Origin of the sequence: Neochlamydia sp. S13, assembly GCF_000648235.2 — a bacterium.
Taxonomy (GTDB): Bacteria; Chlamydiota; Chlamydiia; order Chlamydiales; family Parachlamydiaceae; genus Neochlamydia.
This window is the reverse complement of sequence record NZ_AP017977.1, coordinates 2,415,947-2,433,617: the sequence shown is the minus strand read 5'-3', so window position 1 is coordinate 2,433,617 and position 17,671 is coordinate 2,415,947. Positions and strand designations below refer to the sequence as shown.

Annotated in this window: 12 protein-coding genes; 5 read left to right on the top strand and 7 right to left on the bottom strand. The window is 37.6% G+C overall.

The annotated features are described in order from the left end of the window. Positions 1–23: 23 nt before the first annotated feature. The gene (locus tag TY21_RS09405; protein WP_042239292.1) at positions 24–2,204 is read right to left on the bottom strand and encodes an ATP-dependent helicase; all 2,181 of its coding nucleotides are present in this window, start codon (positions 2,202–2,204) and stop codon (positions 24–26) included. 243 nt (positions 2,205–2,447) lie between these two features. On the opposite strand from TY21_RS09405, the gene TY21_RS09400 reads away from it, so the two are divergent. Continuing rightward, positions 2,448–3,212, top strand: coding sequence for a polyphenol oxidase family protein (locus tag TY21_RS09400; RefSeq protein ID WP_042239289.1), 765 nt, complete (start codon positions 2,448–2,450; stop codon positions 3,210–3,212). Positions 3,213–3,528: 316 nt separating this feature from the next. Here TY21_RS09400 and TY21_RS09395 read toward each other — a convergent pair whose 3' ends face one another. The 3 genes from TY21_RS09395 to TY21_RS09385 form a co-directional block, all read right to left on the bottom strand. Continuing rightward, positions 3,529–5,403: a hypothetical protein gene (locus TY21_RS09395; protein ID WP_042239286.1), complete on the bottom strand. Its 1,875-nt coding sequence runs from the start codon at positions 5,401–5,403 to the stop codon at positions 3,529–3,531. A 101-nt stretch (positions 5,404–5,504) separates the two neighbouring features. After that, positions 5,505–6,125: a hypothetical protein gene (locus TY21_RS09390; RefSeq protein WP_042239282.1), complete on the bottom strand. Its 621-nt coding sequence runs from the start codon at positions 6,123–6,125 to the stop codon at positions 5,505–5,507. Between the two features lie 145 nt (positions 6,126–6,270). Then, entirely contained in the window at positions 6,271–7,233 is a 963-nt protein-coding gene (locus TY21_RS09385; RefSeq protein WP_042239280.1) for an SDR family NAD(P)-dependent oxidoreductase, read from the bottom strand. An 89-nt stretch (positions 7,234–7,322) separates the two neighbouring features. Here TY21_RS09385 and TY21_RS09380 point away from each other — a divergent pair, with 89 nt between their 5' ends. Genes TY21_RS09380 through hemH form a run of 4 tightly spaced genes read left to right on the top strand, consistent with a single transcriptional unit; the run spans position 7,323 to position 10,813 of the window. Further along, a complete protein-coding gene (locus TY21_RS09380) occupies positions 7,323–7,934 on the top strand; it encodes an HAD-IB family hydrolase (protein WP_039386440.1) in 612 nt (203 codons plus the stop codon). A gap of 11 nt (positions 7,935–7,945) precedes the next feature. Further along, complete coding sequence (locus TY21_RS09375; protein ID WP_052354344.1) at positions 7,946–9,595, top strand: MBL fold metallo-hydrolase; 1,650 nt, start codon at positions 7,946–7,948, stop codon at positions 9,593–9,595. After that, a complete protein-coding gene (locus tag TY21_RS09370; protein ID WP_052354342.1) occupies positions 9,582–9,779 on the top strand; it encodes a hypothetical protein in 198 nt (65 codons plus the stop codon). Before TY21_RS09375 ends, TY21_RS09370 begins: the two co-directional genes overlap by 14 nt. A 2-nt stretch (positions 9,780–9,781) precedes the next feature. Next, a complete protein-coding gene (gene hemH, locus TY21_RS09365; protein ID WP_042239276.1) occupies positions 9,782–10,813 on the top strand; it encodes a ferrochelatase in 1,032 nt (343 codons plus the stop codon). Positions 10,814–11,116: 303 nt separating this feature from the next. Here the strand turns inward: hemH and TY21_RS09360 are convergent, their stop codons facing one another. From TY21_RS09360 to TY21_RS09350, 3 genes are all read right to left on the bottom strand, one after another. Next, positions 11,117–12,724, bottom strand: a complete 1,608-nt coding sequence (locus TY21_RS09360; protein WP_042239273.1) for an F-box/WD40 repeat-containing protein — start codon at positions 12,722–12,724, stop codon at positions 11,117–11,119. Positions 12,725–13,303: 579 nt separating this feature from the next. Further along, positions 13,304–16,525, bottom strand: coding sequence for an efflux RND transporter permease subunit (locus tag TY21_RS09355; RefSeq protein ID WP_042239317.1), 3,222 nt, complete (start codon positions 16,523–16,525; stop codon positions 13,304–13,306). Then, positions 16,518–17,654: an efflux RND transporter periplasmic adaptor subunit gene (locus TY21_RS09350; protein ID WP_042239270.1), complete on the bottom strand. Its 1,137-nt coding sequence runs from the start codon at positions 17,652–17,654 to the stop codon at positions 16,518–16,520. Before TY21_RS09350 ends, TY21_RS09355 begins: the two co-directional genes overlap by 8 nt. Positions 17,655–17,671: the final 17 nt, after the last annotated feature.

The following is a 17,671-nucleotide window of genomic DNA, read 5'->3' as shown; positions in this document are numbered from 1 at the left end:
ACTGTTTAGATTAATCAAGTGAATTATAACATTTTAAGCTTAGCATATTTAGCGACAATGCTTCTTTCGCGATTATCTTTAGAAAAAAAGATTTTGTAGGTAAGCCCTAGAGAACTTTGATAAACCTCACGAATGATCCCTATCCCAAACTCTTGATGAAAGATAGCAGCTCCTATTTCATAGTGATCAAACGATTGATCCTCGCCTCCATTTATGCTTGGCTCGCCCTTTTCTTCCGGATAGTCTTTAGGTCTAAAAGTTGGAAGTGGCGATGGATGGATACGTTCTAAGTATTCTCTGGGCACCTCACGCATAAAACGACTAGGGAGCTGATGCCGTGCCATGCCCCACATATATCTATATTGGGAGTGTGTTAAATATAAACATTCTTTGGCACGCGTCATTCCTACATAGAAAAGACGTCGTTCTTCTTCTAAAGCCTCAAGCTTATCTTTAGAATTAACATGAGGAAATAAATCCTCTTCTATTCCCACTAAAAAAACGACTTTAAATTCTAATCCTTTTCCATTGTGAATAGTCATTAAGCTTACGCGATCTTTCTTGGTATCGGCCTCGTCTAGGCTAGACTTTAAGGTAAGCTCTTCTAAGAAAGCCCTTAAAGTCGCGTCGACAGCGGTTTGTTCCCATTCAATTGCTTTGGTAATTAAAGCATCCAAATTCCCTTTACGATCTTCAAAAGACTCGGGATCCTCAGCTAAAAATTGAAGATAGTCGGTCTCATCTATGGCAGCCCGCACTAATTCTTGTAAGGAAGCTGATTTAGCCACTTCTCGCAAACGATAGATAATCCCTAAATATTGCTTTAAAGCTTCTTTTTGCTTAGTAGCTAGCTTAATAGGATGCTGCAAACCTTTATCTTCAGCAATAGCTTCGCAATAAGCTAAAATTGACAATTGCTCTTTCGAGGCTGCCAGGCGAATTTTTTCTAAAGTAGCTGCTCCTATTCCTCTGCGAGGGATATTGAGGCTCCTTAAAAAAGAAATATAATCGGTCCCTGAATAAACCATACGCAAGAAAGATAAAATATCTTTAATTTCGCGTCTTTGGTAAAAAGATAAACCTCCTACAATCACATAGGGGATCTGGCGATATAGAAAATAATCTTCAAAAGCGCGTGATTGATTATTGGTGCGATAAAACACTACTATTTCATTATAGGGAATGCCTTGCTCACGATGCTGGCGAATTTTATCGGCTACAAAATCCGCTTCATCACGCTCAGTATCGCTAGCATAAAACTTTATTTTTTCTCCTTTACCTAAATCACTCCACAGCTGTTTTTCATAGCGATTGGCATTATGAGCAATCACAGCATTCGCCGCTTCTAAAATATTGCTACAACTACGATAGTTTTGTTGTAGGCGAAAGATCTGAGCACCAGGATAATCTTTTTCAAAATTTAAAATATTATTAATGTTGGCTCCCCGCCAGGAATAGATAGATTGATCCGGGTCCCCTACCACAAATAAATTGCCGTGCTTTTGCACTAAATAATTTAAAATTTTATATTGAGCTTCATTGGTATCTTGATATTCATCGATAGATAAAAATGTCCATCGATCCTGGTATTGTTCACGCTTATCGGGATGTTCTTGAAAAAGCCTTACTACCAAAAAAAGAAGATCATCAAAATCTACGGCGTTGTAATGTTTTAACTTAGTTTGGTAGAGAGAATAAACACGAGAAAGATATTCCTCGGCCGGTGAAGACATATAACTGACTTTAATATCTTCCGGCCTTTGCAAAGCATTTTTAGCTTTTGAAATCAATCCTCGAAAGGTCTTAGTATCCATCTTTTTATCTTTAATTTCCAACTCCGCTAGGCAAGCTTGAAGCACTTTATGGATGTCTTCTTCATCATAAATGGTAAAGTCACGCTCATACCCTAAAGCTTGGATAGATTCACGTAAAATTCTGGCTCCTAAACTATGAAAAGTACATAGAAGAGGGGCTTGCCTTCCTACTAAGATGCGAATACGCTCGCGCATTTCTTCAGCAGCTTTATTAGTAAAAGTTAAACCTAGGATTTGAGAAGTTGGGACTCCCATTTCAATTAAAGAGGCTATACGCGAAGTAACAACCCGTGTTTTTCCTGAACCTGCTCCTGCTAATACCAGAATAGGGCCTTCAATAGCATTCACTGCCCCAAGTTGCTCTTCATTTAGCTGAGATAATAAAGTCATAAGAAGTTAAGCCTTAAACAAGGTAAAGATTATGAATTTTATAAGTATAAATCATTTATTTCCAGAGATCTTCTTAAAATTCGCTTTTTAAGTAAAAATTATTCAACGTTCTTTTTGCTAGCCGTATAAATCTTTTGCACATAATAGGTTTTAATTTTTTTCCCTTCCTTAAGTTTTTTTGCAGAAATCTTGAAATAGAAGCGCTAGTGATGTAAATATAGCAGGTAACCAAAGGCTTTCTACATGCAACGTCGCGAATGCCAGGGAATTTCATGGCTTGAATTTGAACTTTTAGCGCCTTTTAAAAATCTTACTCATGGCATCCTTTTACGTCATGGAGGATATAGTACAGATTTGTTTGCAAGCTTAAATATGGGCTTTAGCTTGCAAAACCTCCCCGAAAATAAAAATGTTAAGCTTAATCGCGAAAAAGTAAAAAAGATTTTTGCTTTTAAAAACCTTTACGACTGCCAATTAGAGCACGCTGATAAAATTGTAGAAATTACTCATAAAAATAAAGGTTTAAGGCCTACCTGTGACGCTTTATCAACTGTATTGCACGATACAGTATTGATGATTACCCATGCAGATTGCCAAGCTACAATTTTTTACGATCCTGTTCAACAAGCTATCGCCAATGTCCATGCGGGTTGGAAGGGAAATGTACAAAATATTTATGGCAAAACTGTAAATTTCATGAAGCACCATTATGGATCCTTTCCCGATAATTTACATGTCTGTATTTCTCCTAGCTTAGGGCCTTACGATGCTGAATTTATTCATTATCGTCAGGAACTACCTCAAGCCTTTTGGGAATTTCAAATGAGCCCATGCTATTTTGATCTATGGACGATTGCTAAAAATCAACTTTTGCAAGCAGGCGTCTTAGAGCATCATATTCAGATTGCACAAATAAGTAACTTTTCTCATCCGGAAGATTATTTTTCTTATCGTCGCGAGAAAATTACAGGCCGCCATGGAACGTTTGTGGCCATAAAGTCCTCCTAGACTTTCAAGCATAAGATGAATGGTAGCTAATGATTTTGTAGCAGGAAATGTTTATTTAATTTGATACTCAGCCGTCTTATTTCTTATCTTGGGCGGCCTTGCAATGTCTACCACCGGTCGTTCTCTGTCTAGAAAATTATAAAATCCCCAAAAAAACGCCTTTAGCTTTTAGATAGACTCCCTCCCTTATTCAATTATCCCTATAAGAGCGTGTTCAAGTAAAAAGAGAAGCATGATTAAAGCCTTCTTTAACCTTTTTGAAAAAGACTATAAAAACAGAATGACTTAATGGTTAAACTTAACAAAAAAGCAGAGATTAGCTGCAGTTTTTCTCACAAAACTTTTGTGGATCTAATTCCACTGTTTCTATCAATAGGGTCGATGTAACAATAGGCCATAATCTGCCAAAAGTTTTGTGGTTTTTATACAAAGCTAGCAAAGATTTTTTTATACTCTTTAAAAGACTGGATTTATCGATGCCCTCATGCTCAAAATGGTGATAAACGGCTTGATAGCAATCTTCCTTTAAACTTAGAGCCTTTTGCTGGAGTTCGCGTGCTCTTGTTTTTACTCGTTTATTTTTTAAACCATATTTCCTTGCTAAGCTTTCGATAGGTACAGGACATTTGCTAAAAATAGTTCGTATAGATTGACGAAAAAAGATTAAAACTTTTCTATTTTGGCTAGCTTGAAGTAAGGGTTCAATGATATGCTGATAAACAGGAAGGTTTCCTTGGGCAGCTATAAAGACTATTTCTTCTAATCCTATTGAATCTAAATACCCCGAAGGAATGCAATCCTTAGTGGATTTTAATCGGCCTTTTCCATCGAATTTAAAATATTCAACATTTAGATAACGAGGAGTATTTTTTTCTTCTACAAAAAAACGAATGAGCAAACGCAAAGGTTCGGCATAGGCTCTATTCATCTTCGACAATTTGCTTTTCTTATGGGTATGCCAGGCAATGCTTTCTAAAGAAGTGGGAAGGTTTTCTATGATTGCATATCTTCCTTTAGGATCTATATACTTAAATTGGGGAGTGGCAAGAGCCCAAAAAAATTCTTCTGACCTTAAAAGCTTGCTATATTCAAAACATAGCTTATTAGGCCCTACTACAAAAAGAACCTTTTCATATTTTTGAGAAGTATGGGGTTTAAAGATTTCGAAAACTTTATAAAGATTAGGCAATTGAGTGGTCTCATGACCTTTAAGGGAGTCCCCCAGTTCAAATAGATGTTCCTGGTTTTTCTTATCCCTAAAATAAAAAGGTTGATTAGCTTTGATAAGCTTGCAACCTTGCTGCAGCTCTTCACGCCATTGCACATGCTTTAAATCAAATTTTTCTAAAAGAAAGCAACCTTCTTTAATTAAAGTCTTCTCTAGTGAAATTAAATCAGCTCCTATATTTTCCTTTCGATAATGAGGAAGGCTGAGGATAAGACTTTTCATGCCCTCATGAAACAATTCAATCTCAAATTTTCCCTGTTCTTTTGCTTGGTGGATTCTTTTTATAAACTTTAACAGCGATTTTTGCTCTTTAGCTGCAACTTGTGAGGGTTGCTGGATTGGCTCTTTGCAAATTACCTTTTGAAAAATGTGAAAGGGAAGCTCTCCTGCCGTCATTCCTTCTAGAGCCATAATTTTCACGTGCTTTCTTAAAGATTTAAAAGAAGTTTTATCATAAAAAGGTTTATCTTTTTTATGATAAATCTCAGGAAAATGAGCATGTAGAAAGGTATTTAATTTCCGGCTTTTTTCTGATCGCACCAATTCTATTAAAGGGTAAGTAGCTTGGTAAAATAGCTGAATTTGCTCTCTCGCATTATTGACTACAGGAAGAGCAGCATGGTTTTTACTATTTGCAAAGCGAGCATTTAAATACTCTTGATAAGTGCTATCGAGGAGGCGGTAGCGAAATTTTTCAAGCTCTTGATAAATGGCATGTGTAGCTTTTATAGCCGCATTAAGTTTTTTTTCAAAAAAAGCACTGCCCACCAAAACGTTTGCAAAAAAATAGAGCAAGCGAAGAACCCTACCTCTCCAGCCTGCAGAAGAACAGTAAAGCTTATTTCCCCATAAAGAGGGGACAAGATGGATAATTTCTTGATTAGAATGCGCGGCTGCATAAATATTTTGAAAGTTATGGGAAATTAACTCTAACGACTGTTCAGGTAGTTTGGGTCCACTCACACACTTATTTCCATTTTTTAAAACGGCATCAATAGTGCTGCCTCTATTTTTGGTCTATTTTAAAAGCATGCCACTATTCATGAATAAATGAAAATTTGATCCTATTCATTGAGGTATTCGAAAACGCGCTTAGGAGCAGGGAGACTATCTTGGTATTCTTTCTCAGCTTCTTTCTCAATAAGAGCAATTTCTTTGCTTTTATTATAAGTTTCTATACGATTGCACCACTGATCATTTTGCGTATTTTTAACGTCGAAGTCATAATAATAAACCATCCCATTTTCCAGTCCCATCCACCCCACATATTTTGAATCTCCATATAGTCCCCAAAAACTTTGAAAGTCCACATGAATCAAAAGATTTTCAGCAGAAAAATTAGGAGCTAGACGAGAAGAAGTTAGGGGATTGGATTTTAGATTCTGTAAAAGCTCTTCTACCACATCCACGAGTTGAGCTCGTGCTTGGTAGAGCTCTAGAATATTTTGGGTACGAAAATTTAAGCAAAGGCGATGAACACTGTCGGTGCTGTTATAATAAGCCCAGGCATCATCTAAATGCCAGCGATGCTGATGAGCTAAACGGGTTGCTTGACGTATGGCTGCCCGCGTAAAAGCATCTGAACTATAATCTTTACTTATAGGTGACTGAGCTTGCGAACGTTGAGGACCTTTACAAGCAGCTAGAGCAGTTAATAAAAGGCAGAGGGTCAAAAAAATTCTCATAAATAAACCAAGCTAATTTCTTAAAATACGCATATTATTTGTTTAAAAGATATTTGAAAAGAAAAACATGTTGTTCATCTTCCATCTTCTGTTGGGTTGTCTCAATAGATAGTTTAATATTATTTATTTACTTACCTTACCGCTTTTAAGCTATTTTTGTGGAACAATAATTTAGATACCATTTCACAAACTGAGGAATTCCTTCCTCAAGCGTAGTTTTAGGCAAAAATCCTAATATCTGTTGGCTCGCCTGTATATCAGCATAAGTTTCTAAAACATCCCCAGGCTGCATAGGTACAAATATCTTTTCAGCTTTTTTGCCTACAGTTTCCTCAATGATCTCTACCATTTTTAAAAGATCTACCGGCTGATGATTACCAAGATTAAAAATTTCATTTTTGCCTTCCCGATCTATAGAAGATTTAATACCTTGGACAATATCGTCTATATAGGTAAAGTCCCTTCTCATTTTACCATGGTTAAAAATATGGATAGGTTTTCCCTCAAGGATAGACTTAGTGAATTGGAAGTAAGCCATGTCGGGGCGTCCCCAGGGGCCATATACAGTAAAAAAGCGCAATCCTGTAATAGGTACTCGATATAAATGGTAATAAGTAGAAGCCATGAGTTCGTTAGCTTTTTTTGTCACCCCATAGAGGCTAGCCTGATGATCCGTTCGATCTTCTATAGAGAAAGGTATCTTTTGGTTTAATCCATAAACGGAAGAAGAGGAAGCATATACTAATTGAAGGGCTGGAAATTGACGGCAAGTTTCTAAAACATTTAGGAAGCCTTCAATATTTGCCTTCAAATAAGCTTGAGGATTTTCTAAAGAGTAACGTACTCCTGCTTGTGCCGCTAAATGAATAAGATGGCTAATTTGATGGTGGGCAATTAGCTCGTATAAAAAGTTAGCATCGGTGATGTCCCCTTCAAACAAAGCAATCCCATGTTTTTCTACCTCCTTAGCCCGTGCTCTTTTAAGCAAGGGGTCATAATAATCATTAAAATTATCTATACCAATAACATGATCCCCGCGCTTTTTCAAAGCTTTGGCCAAGTGAAAGCCTATGAAGCCAGCAGCGCCAGTAATTAAAACATGTTTCATCAAAATCTCTTGTTAGATCATAATTATAAAAGAGCAAATAGTGAATAAAATTTTTGCAATCCCCACATTTTATAGCAGATCCCAATTGTATGGCAAATCCTTCTCCATCTATTATCGCAGCCTTCGACTTCGACGGAACTTTAACCTACCGCGATTCTCTTTTACCCTTTTTAAATTTTGTAGTCGGTTCAGCTCTTAAAAGAAAAAATCTTTGTTTAGAAAGCTTTCATTTTTTCCAATATCTTCTAGGATATCTCTCCCGCCAACAACTCAAAGAAGCTTTGCTTACTCGTTTTTTAAAGGGAAAAGAACGTCATGAGATAAAAATGTATGCCGAGAGATATGCTAAAGAAATTTTACCTACACTCCTTCGTCCTCAGGCCATAGAAAGAATTCGTTGGCATAAAAATCAAGGACATCGTTGCGTTTTAATAAGTGCTAATCTTGATATTTACTTAAAACCCTGGGGGCAAGCGGTAGGTTTTGATAATATCATTGCTTCGCGGGTAGCTTTTTCGCCTCAAGGTTATCTCACAGGATACTTACAAGGATTAAATTGCCGAGGAGCGGAAAAGGTTCGCCGTTTAATAGAGGAAGAAGGGCCTACAAAAAACTATATTTTGTACGCTTATGGGGATAGCCAGGGAGATCAGGAGCTATTACAGTGCGCTAACTTTTCCTTTTATCGCCGATTAAATTAAGTAAGATAATGATGGCAAATTCCTCTAAAAAAGATCTGATGGAAAGTAATTTTGAGGGCTTAATTCCTGGACCTGCTGAAAGTGATCAATCCTTTACTGAGAGAGTAGCCTATTGCTTGAATTTAAACAGTCAGATTACTCAAGAGCTGTTGCAAGAATTTCCCTTTGCTGTAGAAGAATCTCCACGTTCTGCCAATATTTTAAAAGAAGGGTGCCAAGAAATACAAAAGCTCTATGATATATTTCCTACGTGGGTGCCTCTTTTCTTTAGTAATTACAAATTACTTCCCTGGCATGGCGGATGCACATGGATTTTTCAACAGACAGATGATTATCCGGCTTATCCTTTCCTGCAGCTAAGGAAGAATTTACAAAATTCTACCCATTATGGGAAATTTTATACCCGTAAGGAATTAATAGCTCATGAATTGTCGCACATAGGGCGGATGAGGTTTGAAGAGCCTATATTTGAAGAAATTTTAGCTTACCGCTCTTCACCTTCAAGCTTTAGAAGGTTTTTTGGACCCATCGTTCAAACCTCCACTGAAAGCTTAATTTTTGTTTTTCTTCTTGTTTTGGTTGTTGCTTTAGATATCTTAACCCTTGAGCAGGAAAGTAAAACTTTCTCCTATCTTTCTAAATTAGGACAATTATTCCTTATAAGCTCGCTTCTATATGCTTTAATACGTTTATGTTTTCGACAGTACCAATTTAAAGTAGCCCTTAAAAACTTGCGACAGATCGTTTTAAATAAAACCGCTGCCGATGCTATTATCTATCGACTTACCGATGCAGAAATTATTAATTTTAGCCGTTTATCCCCTAAAGAAATTTACGCTTATGCTTTTGAAAGAAAAGATAGTTCGTTACGGTGGACACTTATCTACAAAGCTTATCTAAGCAAACACCGTCTTTCTGATCATTACGATGGCTCTCTTTATCATAATAACCCTCCCACGAAGCGCTCTTTTAAAGATTTTATTCATTGGATGTGGGAAAGTAAGCCTAGAAAATGGCCTGAAAGCATTCCTATAAGCCAGCTTGCCAAACCTCTTACACAGATAAATGATGATCACCTTAGGCTTACCTTTGTTAATCATGCTACTATACTGATTCAGTGGGGAAATATTAATATACTTACCGATCCAATTTGGTCTAAACGTTGCAGTCCATTCTCTTGGATGGGACCTAAAAGAGTGCACTCACCGGGTATATGCTTTGAAGATTTACCTCCTATTCATCTCGTGCTTCTGAGTCATAATCACTACGATCACATGGATATACCTACCCTGCGCCGAATACAAGCCCAACATCACCCTAAATTCATCACCGGATTAGGTAATAAAAACTATCTCAAGAAAAAAGGCTTGAAAGACATCGATGAACTTGATTGGTGGGAAGCAATCAAAGCAAACAACTTTGAGATCATCTTTACACCCGCTAGACATTTTAGCATGCGAAATCTCTTTAATAAAAATAAGACCCTTTGGGGAGGTTTTATCATCAGGAAAGACCTAGAGTGGATTTATTTTGCAGGAGATACAGGCTATGCGCAGGTTTTTGAGAAAATTAAAGCTAGATTTGGCTCTCCTCGGATTTCTTTATTGCCTATTGGAGCCTACGAACCCCGTTATGGAGCCTTTTCATATGTCTCCTTCTGATGCCGTCCAAGCACATATAGATTTAGCTTCTAAAAAAAGTATTGCTGTACATTTTGGAACCTTTCGACTTTCCGATGAAGCTATTGATGATCCGGAAAAACAGCTTAAAATGGCCTTAAAATTTTATCGCCTCGCTGAAGAAGACTTTATCGTGCTCAAGCCTGGCAAAACATATCAAGGATAAGTATGTATCATTCCCCTATCGGTATCCTTCTTGTCAATTTAGGTACCCCTGACTCTCCTCAACCCAAAGATGTGTATAAATATTTGGTCGAATTTCTAACCGATGAGAGGGTAATAGACCTTCCTTGGCTACAACGGCAGCTACTTGTAAGAGGCATTATCATTCCTGCACGCTACAAACAATCGGCTAGATCCTATCAAAACATTTGGACAGCTGAGGGATCACCTTTGATGGTATATGGGAAAAGAGTAAGGGACGCCTTACAAAAAGCTTTAGGTGATAATTTTTATGTAGAGCTGGCGATGCGCTATCGAAATCCTTCCTTAGAAAAGAAGCTGTTGCTGCTTTTAAACAAAGGAATTAAACAACTGATTATCCTCCCTCTATTTCCTCAATATGCTTCAGCATCTACGGGATCAGTTTATCAAAAAAGCATGGAAATTTTAAAAAACCAGATATCTTTACCTAAAATTACATTTATTAACTCCTTTGCTGACCACCCTGCTGTCATCCAGGCCTTTTGCCATGTTGCTCTTAAGAATAACCTAGCAGAATACGATCATTTCTTGTTCAGTTTTCATGGACTTCCCCAGAGGCAAGTAATAAAAGCTGATAAAAATAATTACTGTTTAAAGTCACAAAACTGCTGCCAACAGGCTTGCCAAGAAAACGTTGATTGTTACTCGGCTCAGTGCCATCTTACGGCCCATGCAATCATAGGACAACTCAATCTGCCTACTGAAAAGACTAGCTTAGCTTTTCAGTCACGCCTAGGCAAAGATCCATGGCTAGAACCTTTTACCCCTCATGTGATCAAAGAGCTTGCTAGGCAAAATAAAAAGAAAATCTTGGTGTTTTGTCCCTCCTTTGTGTGTGATTGCCTAGAAACTACCTTTGAAATTGGCGTAGAGTATGCGGAAGAATTTAAGAAAATGGGAGGGGAGCGCTTAGATATTGTTCAAGGGCTTAATGATGAAACTGTATGGATAAAAGCTCTTGAAAAAATAGTAAGGGAAAACAGCTCGCAATTTTAAAATACTTTCCATGATAAATCTTGCTAAGGTAAGAAGCCATTCTTACTTTTTTTTGCAAAAAAGCGATAATCGCGGAAGCTGTGAGAGCATTTATTAAATACAGGACTCTAAAAAATTTAAAAAAATAGGAGTTTTAAAGCTAGAGCCTATAAAGGCTAACACTTTTTTAATGCTATAGGCTTTAGAAAACTTTGTCTATCCTTGAAAAGAAATCCAATCTCTCACAGCTATCCCTGCTAGTTAATAAGCACGACTTTTTAAATACATGATTGCGCAAGAACAAAAGCCTATTGAAACGGGATTCTATTCTTCTTTTTTTCTTCTTTTTAACGAAGATGGTGGAGAAGAGTCTGCTGGATAGGGAATCTCTTTTTCCTCTTTCTGGCTTTTATCAATCCTAGACTTTCTTTTCTTAGACTCTAAGGGGATAGTTTCTTCCATTAAAATCTCAGGCGTTGCTTGCTTTTTTTCTTCTTTTATTTCTTCTGCTGCCCCATCAGCAATTAATTCTCCTTCAATATCAAAGAAATCAATCACTGTATTACCAATCAGTAATTGCCGTCCGTTAGGAGAAAAACTTAAATTGTCATTACAAGGCAGAGATATAAAATAAAGAGGGGTCTTTTCTTGCCCCTTCCACCATATCCTCTTCCTGTTAACCTGCCAGAGAGCGCCCCATTCAGAATTGCCAGCGACTATCCACTGTCCATCTGGAGAATAAGCTATTTTATTAAAACTCTCTCCAATCTCTTCTGCCTCATATTTATACACCTTGTCGGTAGGTATGTGATAAACATAAAATCCAGGTTTTTGCGAAGGTTCTTCTGCAAAGCTTATGGCAAGTGATTTTCCATCCGGAGAATATGCTAGGCAGAGGATCGGCTTGGGGGGAATTGTTAAGATCCTCTGGTTTTCCTTAAGTGCGTCAAGTTCGCATATGCCAAGCTTACCAAGCTTCAACAAAAAAGCTCCTGCTTTTTTATCAGGAGATAAAGCAAAGGGGCCAATAAACTTAAATGACGAGTCATGACCGCATGATGCATAATCCCGCTTAACTGTAGCGGATGATGGGGCCCCCAGACTCCAAAAATAAGCCCTATTTACGCCCGGCTCTATGACAACCATCGAATTATCACCGTTAGGCAAAAAACCTATCTTCTTAACAGGAACCCTAACTTTACCTGTAAAAGTGGTAAGATATTTTCCCGTATTCATATCCCATAGGCGGATATCACAATCCAACGATCCTGTAGCCACTAACCAGCCATAATTATCCTGCAACCGATGAAAGAAAGCTGCGCTGCAAACTTCTTTAAGGTGACCCTTCAAGGAAGATTTACATATCCACTTGTTTGCCTCCAGCTTCCATAGGCGAGCTGTACAGTCAGCAGAAGTAGTGGCTAGCCAATTTCCATCCTCAGAAAAAGTTATACTAGTGATAAGACCTGTATGGCCCTCAAGGATTTGATGACGCTTTCCATTAAAAGCATTCCATACATGAGCGGTATTGTCTTTAGCGCTACTCACCATCCATTGGCTATCAGGAGAGAATACCGCTTTTCCACTCCCTTCTACATCATCAAATTCGATAAATTTCACAAAACGTTTATTTTCTACATTTACGTAATAAGCAGCTTGGTTTTCATACATGGAATGAGTATATTTACCATGGGACAAAGGCGGCAAAAAAGGAAATTTTTTAAGAACCAGTGGATGCCATAATAAGGGATTGGAGGCTAATTGGCTCCATTGTCTGGACACTTGCCGGCTAAATGCTAAATCTTTAGCAGGTAAATAAGAAAAGATTTTTATCCATACTTCATCAGGCATCTTAGAAATAGCCCAAGAATCTATATTTTGCGAAATTTCTACAGTACTTGGAGAAAAGGCTGGCGAGATATTATTAATCATTACAAACTCCTTTTGCTAAGGATTAAGCTTTAGAACAATTATTTATTAAGCTAAACAATAACATATTAACTATACGATTAATTAATTTCAATTTTTATTTATAAAAAAAGATAATCAGTAATTAAAAAATATTTTTTTTACTTTTTACGACAAAAAAAATTAAGCAGTTTTTATCTATGAAGTAATTAATTTTATTTTCCTAGATGTCCACTTTTATCCTTAAAGCCCATCCCTACCATCTTAAATCTATACCGAGCGTTTAAAAATAAAGTTGCAGATTTTTCTCAAGGGCCACGTCGCATGCGAATAGCCTTACCCTCGTTTTCTAAGCTTTTTAGGATGTAAGGATTCTAAAGCCTAGCCTTGTATCTCTGTTAATTCCTTAAATCATACTAGCATCATAGCTTCCTTTTTACAAAGGACAGAGGGTCATATAAAGTTAATAATAAAAACACCTGTGTGAGATACATTCAACGTTCTTAGCTATTTATTTTTGGATTAATAAGCTTCCTTAAAATACCAGCTTCTTGCTGAAGAAGCTGGATTTTTTAATCAACTTAGAAAAATTAATTCATTATTTTATTTAAAAGTTTTAAGATTCCTTGAAGAAATAGTAAGAATATATAAAGCTGGTAATACGACTAAGGTGAGTAAAGTGGAGCTAATAAGACCGCCAATGACCACGGTGGCTAAAGGTTTCTGCACTTCAGCTCCTGCCCCTTGTGCTAATGCCATAGGCAAAAACCCCAATGCTGCCACTAGAGCTGTCACGACAACTGGCCGAAAGCGTGCTATGGACCCCTTTAAGATTGCTTCCTTAGCTGAAGCTTCCTCTAAAATCCATTGATTGATGCAATTTATAAGAACTAAACTATTTAATATGGCAATGCCCGAAAGAGCAATAAATCCGATTGCTGCTGAAATGGAAAAAAGTATGCCTCGCCACCATAAAGCTATGATGCCACCAGTAAAAGCTAGGGGAATAGCACTAAAAACTAAAAAAGCTTGCCGAATCGAATGAAAGGCTACATAAAGCAGAATAAAAATTAAAAAAAATGCTGCTGGTACTACTATCAATAAACGCTTTTTTGCAGCTATTAAATTTTCAAATTGGCCTCCCCATTCTATCCAATAGCCGGCAGGGATTTTAACTTCTTCACTAATCTTCTTTCTGGCTACCTCTACAAAAGTAGACATATCAGCACCTCTTATATTAGCCTGAATTATTACTACCCTTTTTCCATTTTCTCTCCTAATTTGATTCAAACCTGTTGTGATATCTAAATTAGCCACTTCACTTAAAGGAATATAAGGAAAAACAATTTTTTTATTCGCTTTACTGGTAGCGAGCGGCAAACGTATCGGCAACCTTGATAAAGCTAGCAAGTCATTTCTTAACTTTTCAGGCAATCTAACAATAATATCATAATGCCGATCTCCTTCAAAAAGGGTTCCTGCTTTTCCACCCCCAATTGCCACTCCAACCATTTCCAGAACTTCTTTCATATTCAGATGGTAACGGCTTAAAATGTTTCTATTTATATTAATTTCTAAAGTAGGTAGCCCATCAGTTTTATCTACCGTAACATCGGCCGCCCCTGGTAATTTTTGCATGACCTGAGCAATAGCCTCGGCAGTTTTTTTTAACACTTTATAGTCATCCCCATAGACTTTCACTGCTAAATCACTTCTTACCCCTGCTATTAGCTCATTAAAGCGCATTTCCACAGGTTGGGTAAACTCATAAATATTGCCAGGGAGCTTTTTTAGCCTAGTCTCTATAGCTTTTACAAGATCTTCTTTATTTCGCTTAGCATCTGGCCATTCCGGACGAGGTTTAAGAATGACAAAAGTATCTGAGGCATAGGGAGGCATTGGATCGGATGCCATTTCAGCGGTACCGGTTTTTGAATAAACATAAGCCACTTCATCAAATTTATTAATTACTTTTTCTATTTGTAGCTGCATGGAAGTAGCTTGAGTTAAAGAAGTGCTAGGAATTCTTGAAACCTGAATGGCTAAATCCTGTTCATCTAATGTGGGAATAAACTCTTGCCCAAGAAAGCTAAATAAAATTAAGGCTGCTGCCACCATGAAGATGGCGATGGTAGCAACTAGATAAGGAAAGCTAAGGATCCTCCAAAGAAGGCACTCATAGACTTTTTTAGCTGTGGAAATAAAGAAATTTTCTCTTTCGTGTAGGGGTTTGGTGATCCAAATAGCTACCATAGCAGGCACAAATGTCAAAGACAAAACAAATGCGCTTAATAGAGCAAAAAGCACTGTTAATGCCATAGGATGAAACATCTTTCCTTCTACCCCTGATAAAGTCAATATAGGAAGATAGACTGCGATAATAATCGCTTGCCCATAAACAGAGGGCTGTATCATTTCTTTGCTAGCTTGCATCACTTCTTCTAAACGCTCTTCTAGCTGCAAGCTTTTTCCCTGTGCCTTTTGCTTTTCCCCTAAACGCCTTAAGCAATTTTCCACAATGATAACAGCTCCATCAATAATCAGCCCAAAATCAAGCGCGCCTAAGCTCATCAAATTGCCGCTAATTTTAGCTTGAACCATTCCTATAGCAGTTATTAACATAGAAATAGGAATCACTAAAGCAGTGATCAAAGCAGCACGAAAATTTCCTAGGAAAATGAATAATATTACGATAACTAAAAGAGCACCTTCTATTAAATTCCTAGCTACAGTCTGAATAGTCGTATCTATTAATTTGCTTCTACTCAAAACAGGTTGGGCAATAACCCCGAGGGGTAAGGTTGTATTGATCCATTGTAATTTTTCCCTTACCGCTTCTGCTACGCTACGGCTATTTTCGCCAATTAGCATCAGTGCCGTACCGATCACTACTTCTTTACCATCTTTACTAGCACTACCACTACGTAGCTCTTTTCCAATGCTTATCTCTGCCACATCATGAATAAAAACCGGCATGTCTTCACGCATGGCAACCACAATATTTCCAATATTTTCTTGGTTTTCTATCCTTCCATCGACTTTAACAATCAAGGATTCTCCGCCGCGTTCAATGTAACCGGCTCCTCCATTAAGGTTGTTTTCTTCAATAGCGGTAAGTAGATCTTGTAAGCTAATATCAAAAGCCATCATTTTCTCAGGACTGGGCTCCACATGATATTGGCGAATAAAGCCTCCCTGTGCATCCACACCCGCTATGCCTTTAACAGCTTTAATTTGAGGGGTTATTATCCAATCTTGAACCGTACGCAAGTAAGAAGCTAATTCCACATCAGTCTTAAGTAATTGTCCCTCCGGAGTTAAATAACTTCCGTCTGCATGCCACCCTAGGCCTGCCTCCTGCTGCTTAGATTGTCTCATTTCAGGACTGTAATCTACTGACCACATAAAGACTTCGCTTAAGCCTGTGGAAATAGGTCCCATTTTAAATTCAGCCTCAGCTGGTAAAATGTTTCGAACATCCATTAGCTTTTCATTAATTTGCTGTCTAGCAAAGTAGATATTTACCTGATCGTGGAATATAGCTGTTATCTGAGAAAATCCATTACGTGAAAGAGAACGTGTACTCTCAAGTCCTGGGATGCCGCTTAAGGCAGATTCTATAGGGAAAGTCACTCTTTTTTCTACCTCCATAGGTGTCAGCCCTATAGCCAGGGTATTAATTTGCACCTGATTGTTAGTAATATCGGGTACAGCATCCATAGGAAGATTTTTTAAAGCAGATATACCTAAAAGCATGGCACAAGCAATAGCTGCGAGGATGAGATAACGATAAGCAATAGAAAAATTTAGGATTTTTTCAATCATTTTTAATAGCCTTCTTTCCATCCTCTGCTTTTAAAATAAAAGTATGAGTAGCTGCATAAGGAGTGCCCTGTTTTATTCCTGAAAGGATTTCTATATAAGTGGGATCAGATCTTCCTATCTTTACTTCGCGTTTTTCAAATCCTTGGGAATGGGCGATAAAAAGGACAGTTTTTCCTTCAATAACTTGAATAGCCTCTTTAAGCACAGCTATAGGCACTTCCACCTCTTCGGCTATAACTTCTACTCGAGCATACGAGCCTGGGTACCATTTTCTAGATTGATTAGCTAATAAAGCTATAGCTGTTCCACTACGGGTCTGTTTATCAAGAATAGGACTAAGATAGATGATTTCTGCTAAATCAGAAAATTTCTCTTCCTTTAAAAGAGCCACCTGAACTTTGTCCCCTAGCTTAAGGTAGGGAAGATCTTGCGCATATACTCCTATCTGTACCCATACGGTATCTAGATCAGCAATTTTAAAAGCTTCTTGACCTGCATTTAGCGATGAACCTAAATTGATAATTTTGCTAGTTACCATTCCATTTAAGGAAGACTTAATCTGATAGCTAAATAAGTCACAGCTCTCTTCTTGAGCCAGTTGTTTTACATCTTTTTTGCTCATTCCTAAGAGGTAGAGTTGCTGCTCTGCCAACTCTTGTTTGACACAAGCTTCTTCTGCGGTTAAAAATGCTCGAAGATAAGCTTGTTCAGATGTTACATTCTTTTCTTTAAGAATAGCTTCAGCTTTAAAAGCTTGTTGTGCTAAGGAGGAACGCTTCAGCAAGGTAAGATAAGCAGCTTTAAAATTTGCCATTGGCCTGCTTTGTAAGACAGCTAATGTTTCCCCCTTGCTTACATAATCTCCAACATTTTTGCTAATATGGCTCGCTACCCCCGAAACTCTAGCTACAATGATGGCTTGCTGTTGCTCATTGATAACAATTTGGGCTGGCGCCCCAAAGGTTTTTCGCAATATGCTAGGAGAAGCCTTTAATGTCTCAATTTCTGCCTCTATCATCTGTTCATTACTTAAAGAGACAAAGTTGGAAGGTTCAGGCTTAAATTCCTGGCTTGCTGCCAAATAATGTTGAAAAACTAATCCTATATATAAAAAAATTCTTTTGCTCATTTGCATCTCCTTAAGTC

What these genes read in the sequence shown, in the direction of transcription:
- TY21_RS09405 (WP_042239292.1), bottom strand. Translation starts at nt 2,204, where the DNA reads ATGACTTTATTATCTCAGCTAAATGAAGAGCAACTTGGGGCAGTGAAT.
- TY21_RS09375 (WP_052354344.1), top strand. Translation starts at nt 7,946, where the DNA reads ATGGCAAATTCCTCTAAAAAAGATCTGATGGAAAGTAATTTTGAGGGC.
- TY21_RS09350 (WP_042239270.1), bottom strand. Translation starts at nt 17,654, where the DNA reads ATGAGCAAAAGAATTTTTTTATATATAGGATTAGTTTTTCAACATTAT.
- TY21_RS09390 (WP_042239282.1), bottom strand. Translation starts at nt 6,125, where the DNA reads ATGAGAATTTTTTTGACCCTCTGCCTTTTATTAACTGCTCTAGCTGCT.
- TY21_RS09385 (WP_042239280.1), bottom strand. Translation starts at nt 7,233, where the DNA reads ATGAAACATGTTTTAATTACTGGCGCTGCTGGCTTCATAGGCTTTCAC.
- TY21_RS09355 (WP_042239317.1), bottom strand. Translation starts at nt 16,525, where the DNA reads ATGATTGAAAAAATCCTAAATTTTTCTATTGCTTATCGTTATCTCATC.
- hemH (WP_042239276.1), top strand. Translation starts at nt 9,782, where the DNA reads ATGTATCATTCCCCTATCGGTATCCTTCTTGTCAATTTAGGTACCCCT.
- TY21_RS09370 (WP_052354342.1), top strand. Translation starts at nt 9,582, where the DNA reads ATGTCTCCTTCTGATGCCGTCCAAGCACATATAGATTTAGCTTCTAAA.
- TY21_RS09400 (WP_042239289.1), top strand. Translation starts at nt 2,448, where the DNA reads ATGCAACGTCGCGAATGCCAGGGAATTTCATGGCTTGAATTTGAACTT.
- TY21_RS09360 (WP_042239273.1), bottom strand. Translation starts at nt 12,724, where the DNA reads ATGATTAATAATATCTCGCCAGCCTTTTCTCCAAGTACTGTAGAAATT.
- TY21_RS09380 (WP_039386440.1), top strand. Translation starts at nt 7,323, where the DNA reads ATGGCAAATCCTTCTCCATCTATTATCGCAGCCTTCGACTTCGACGGA.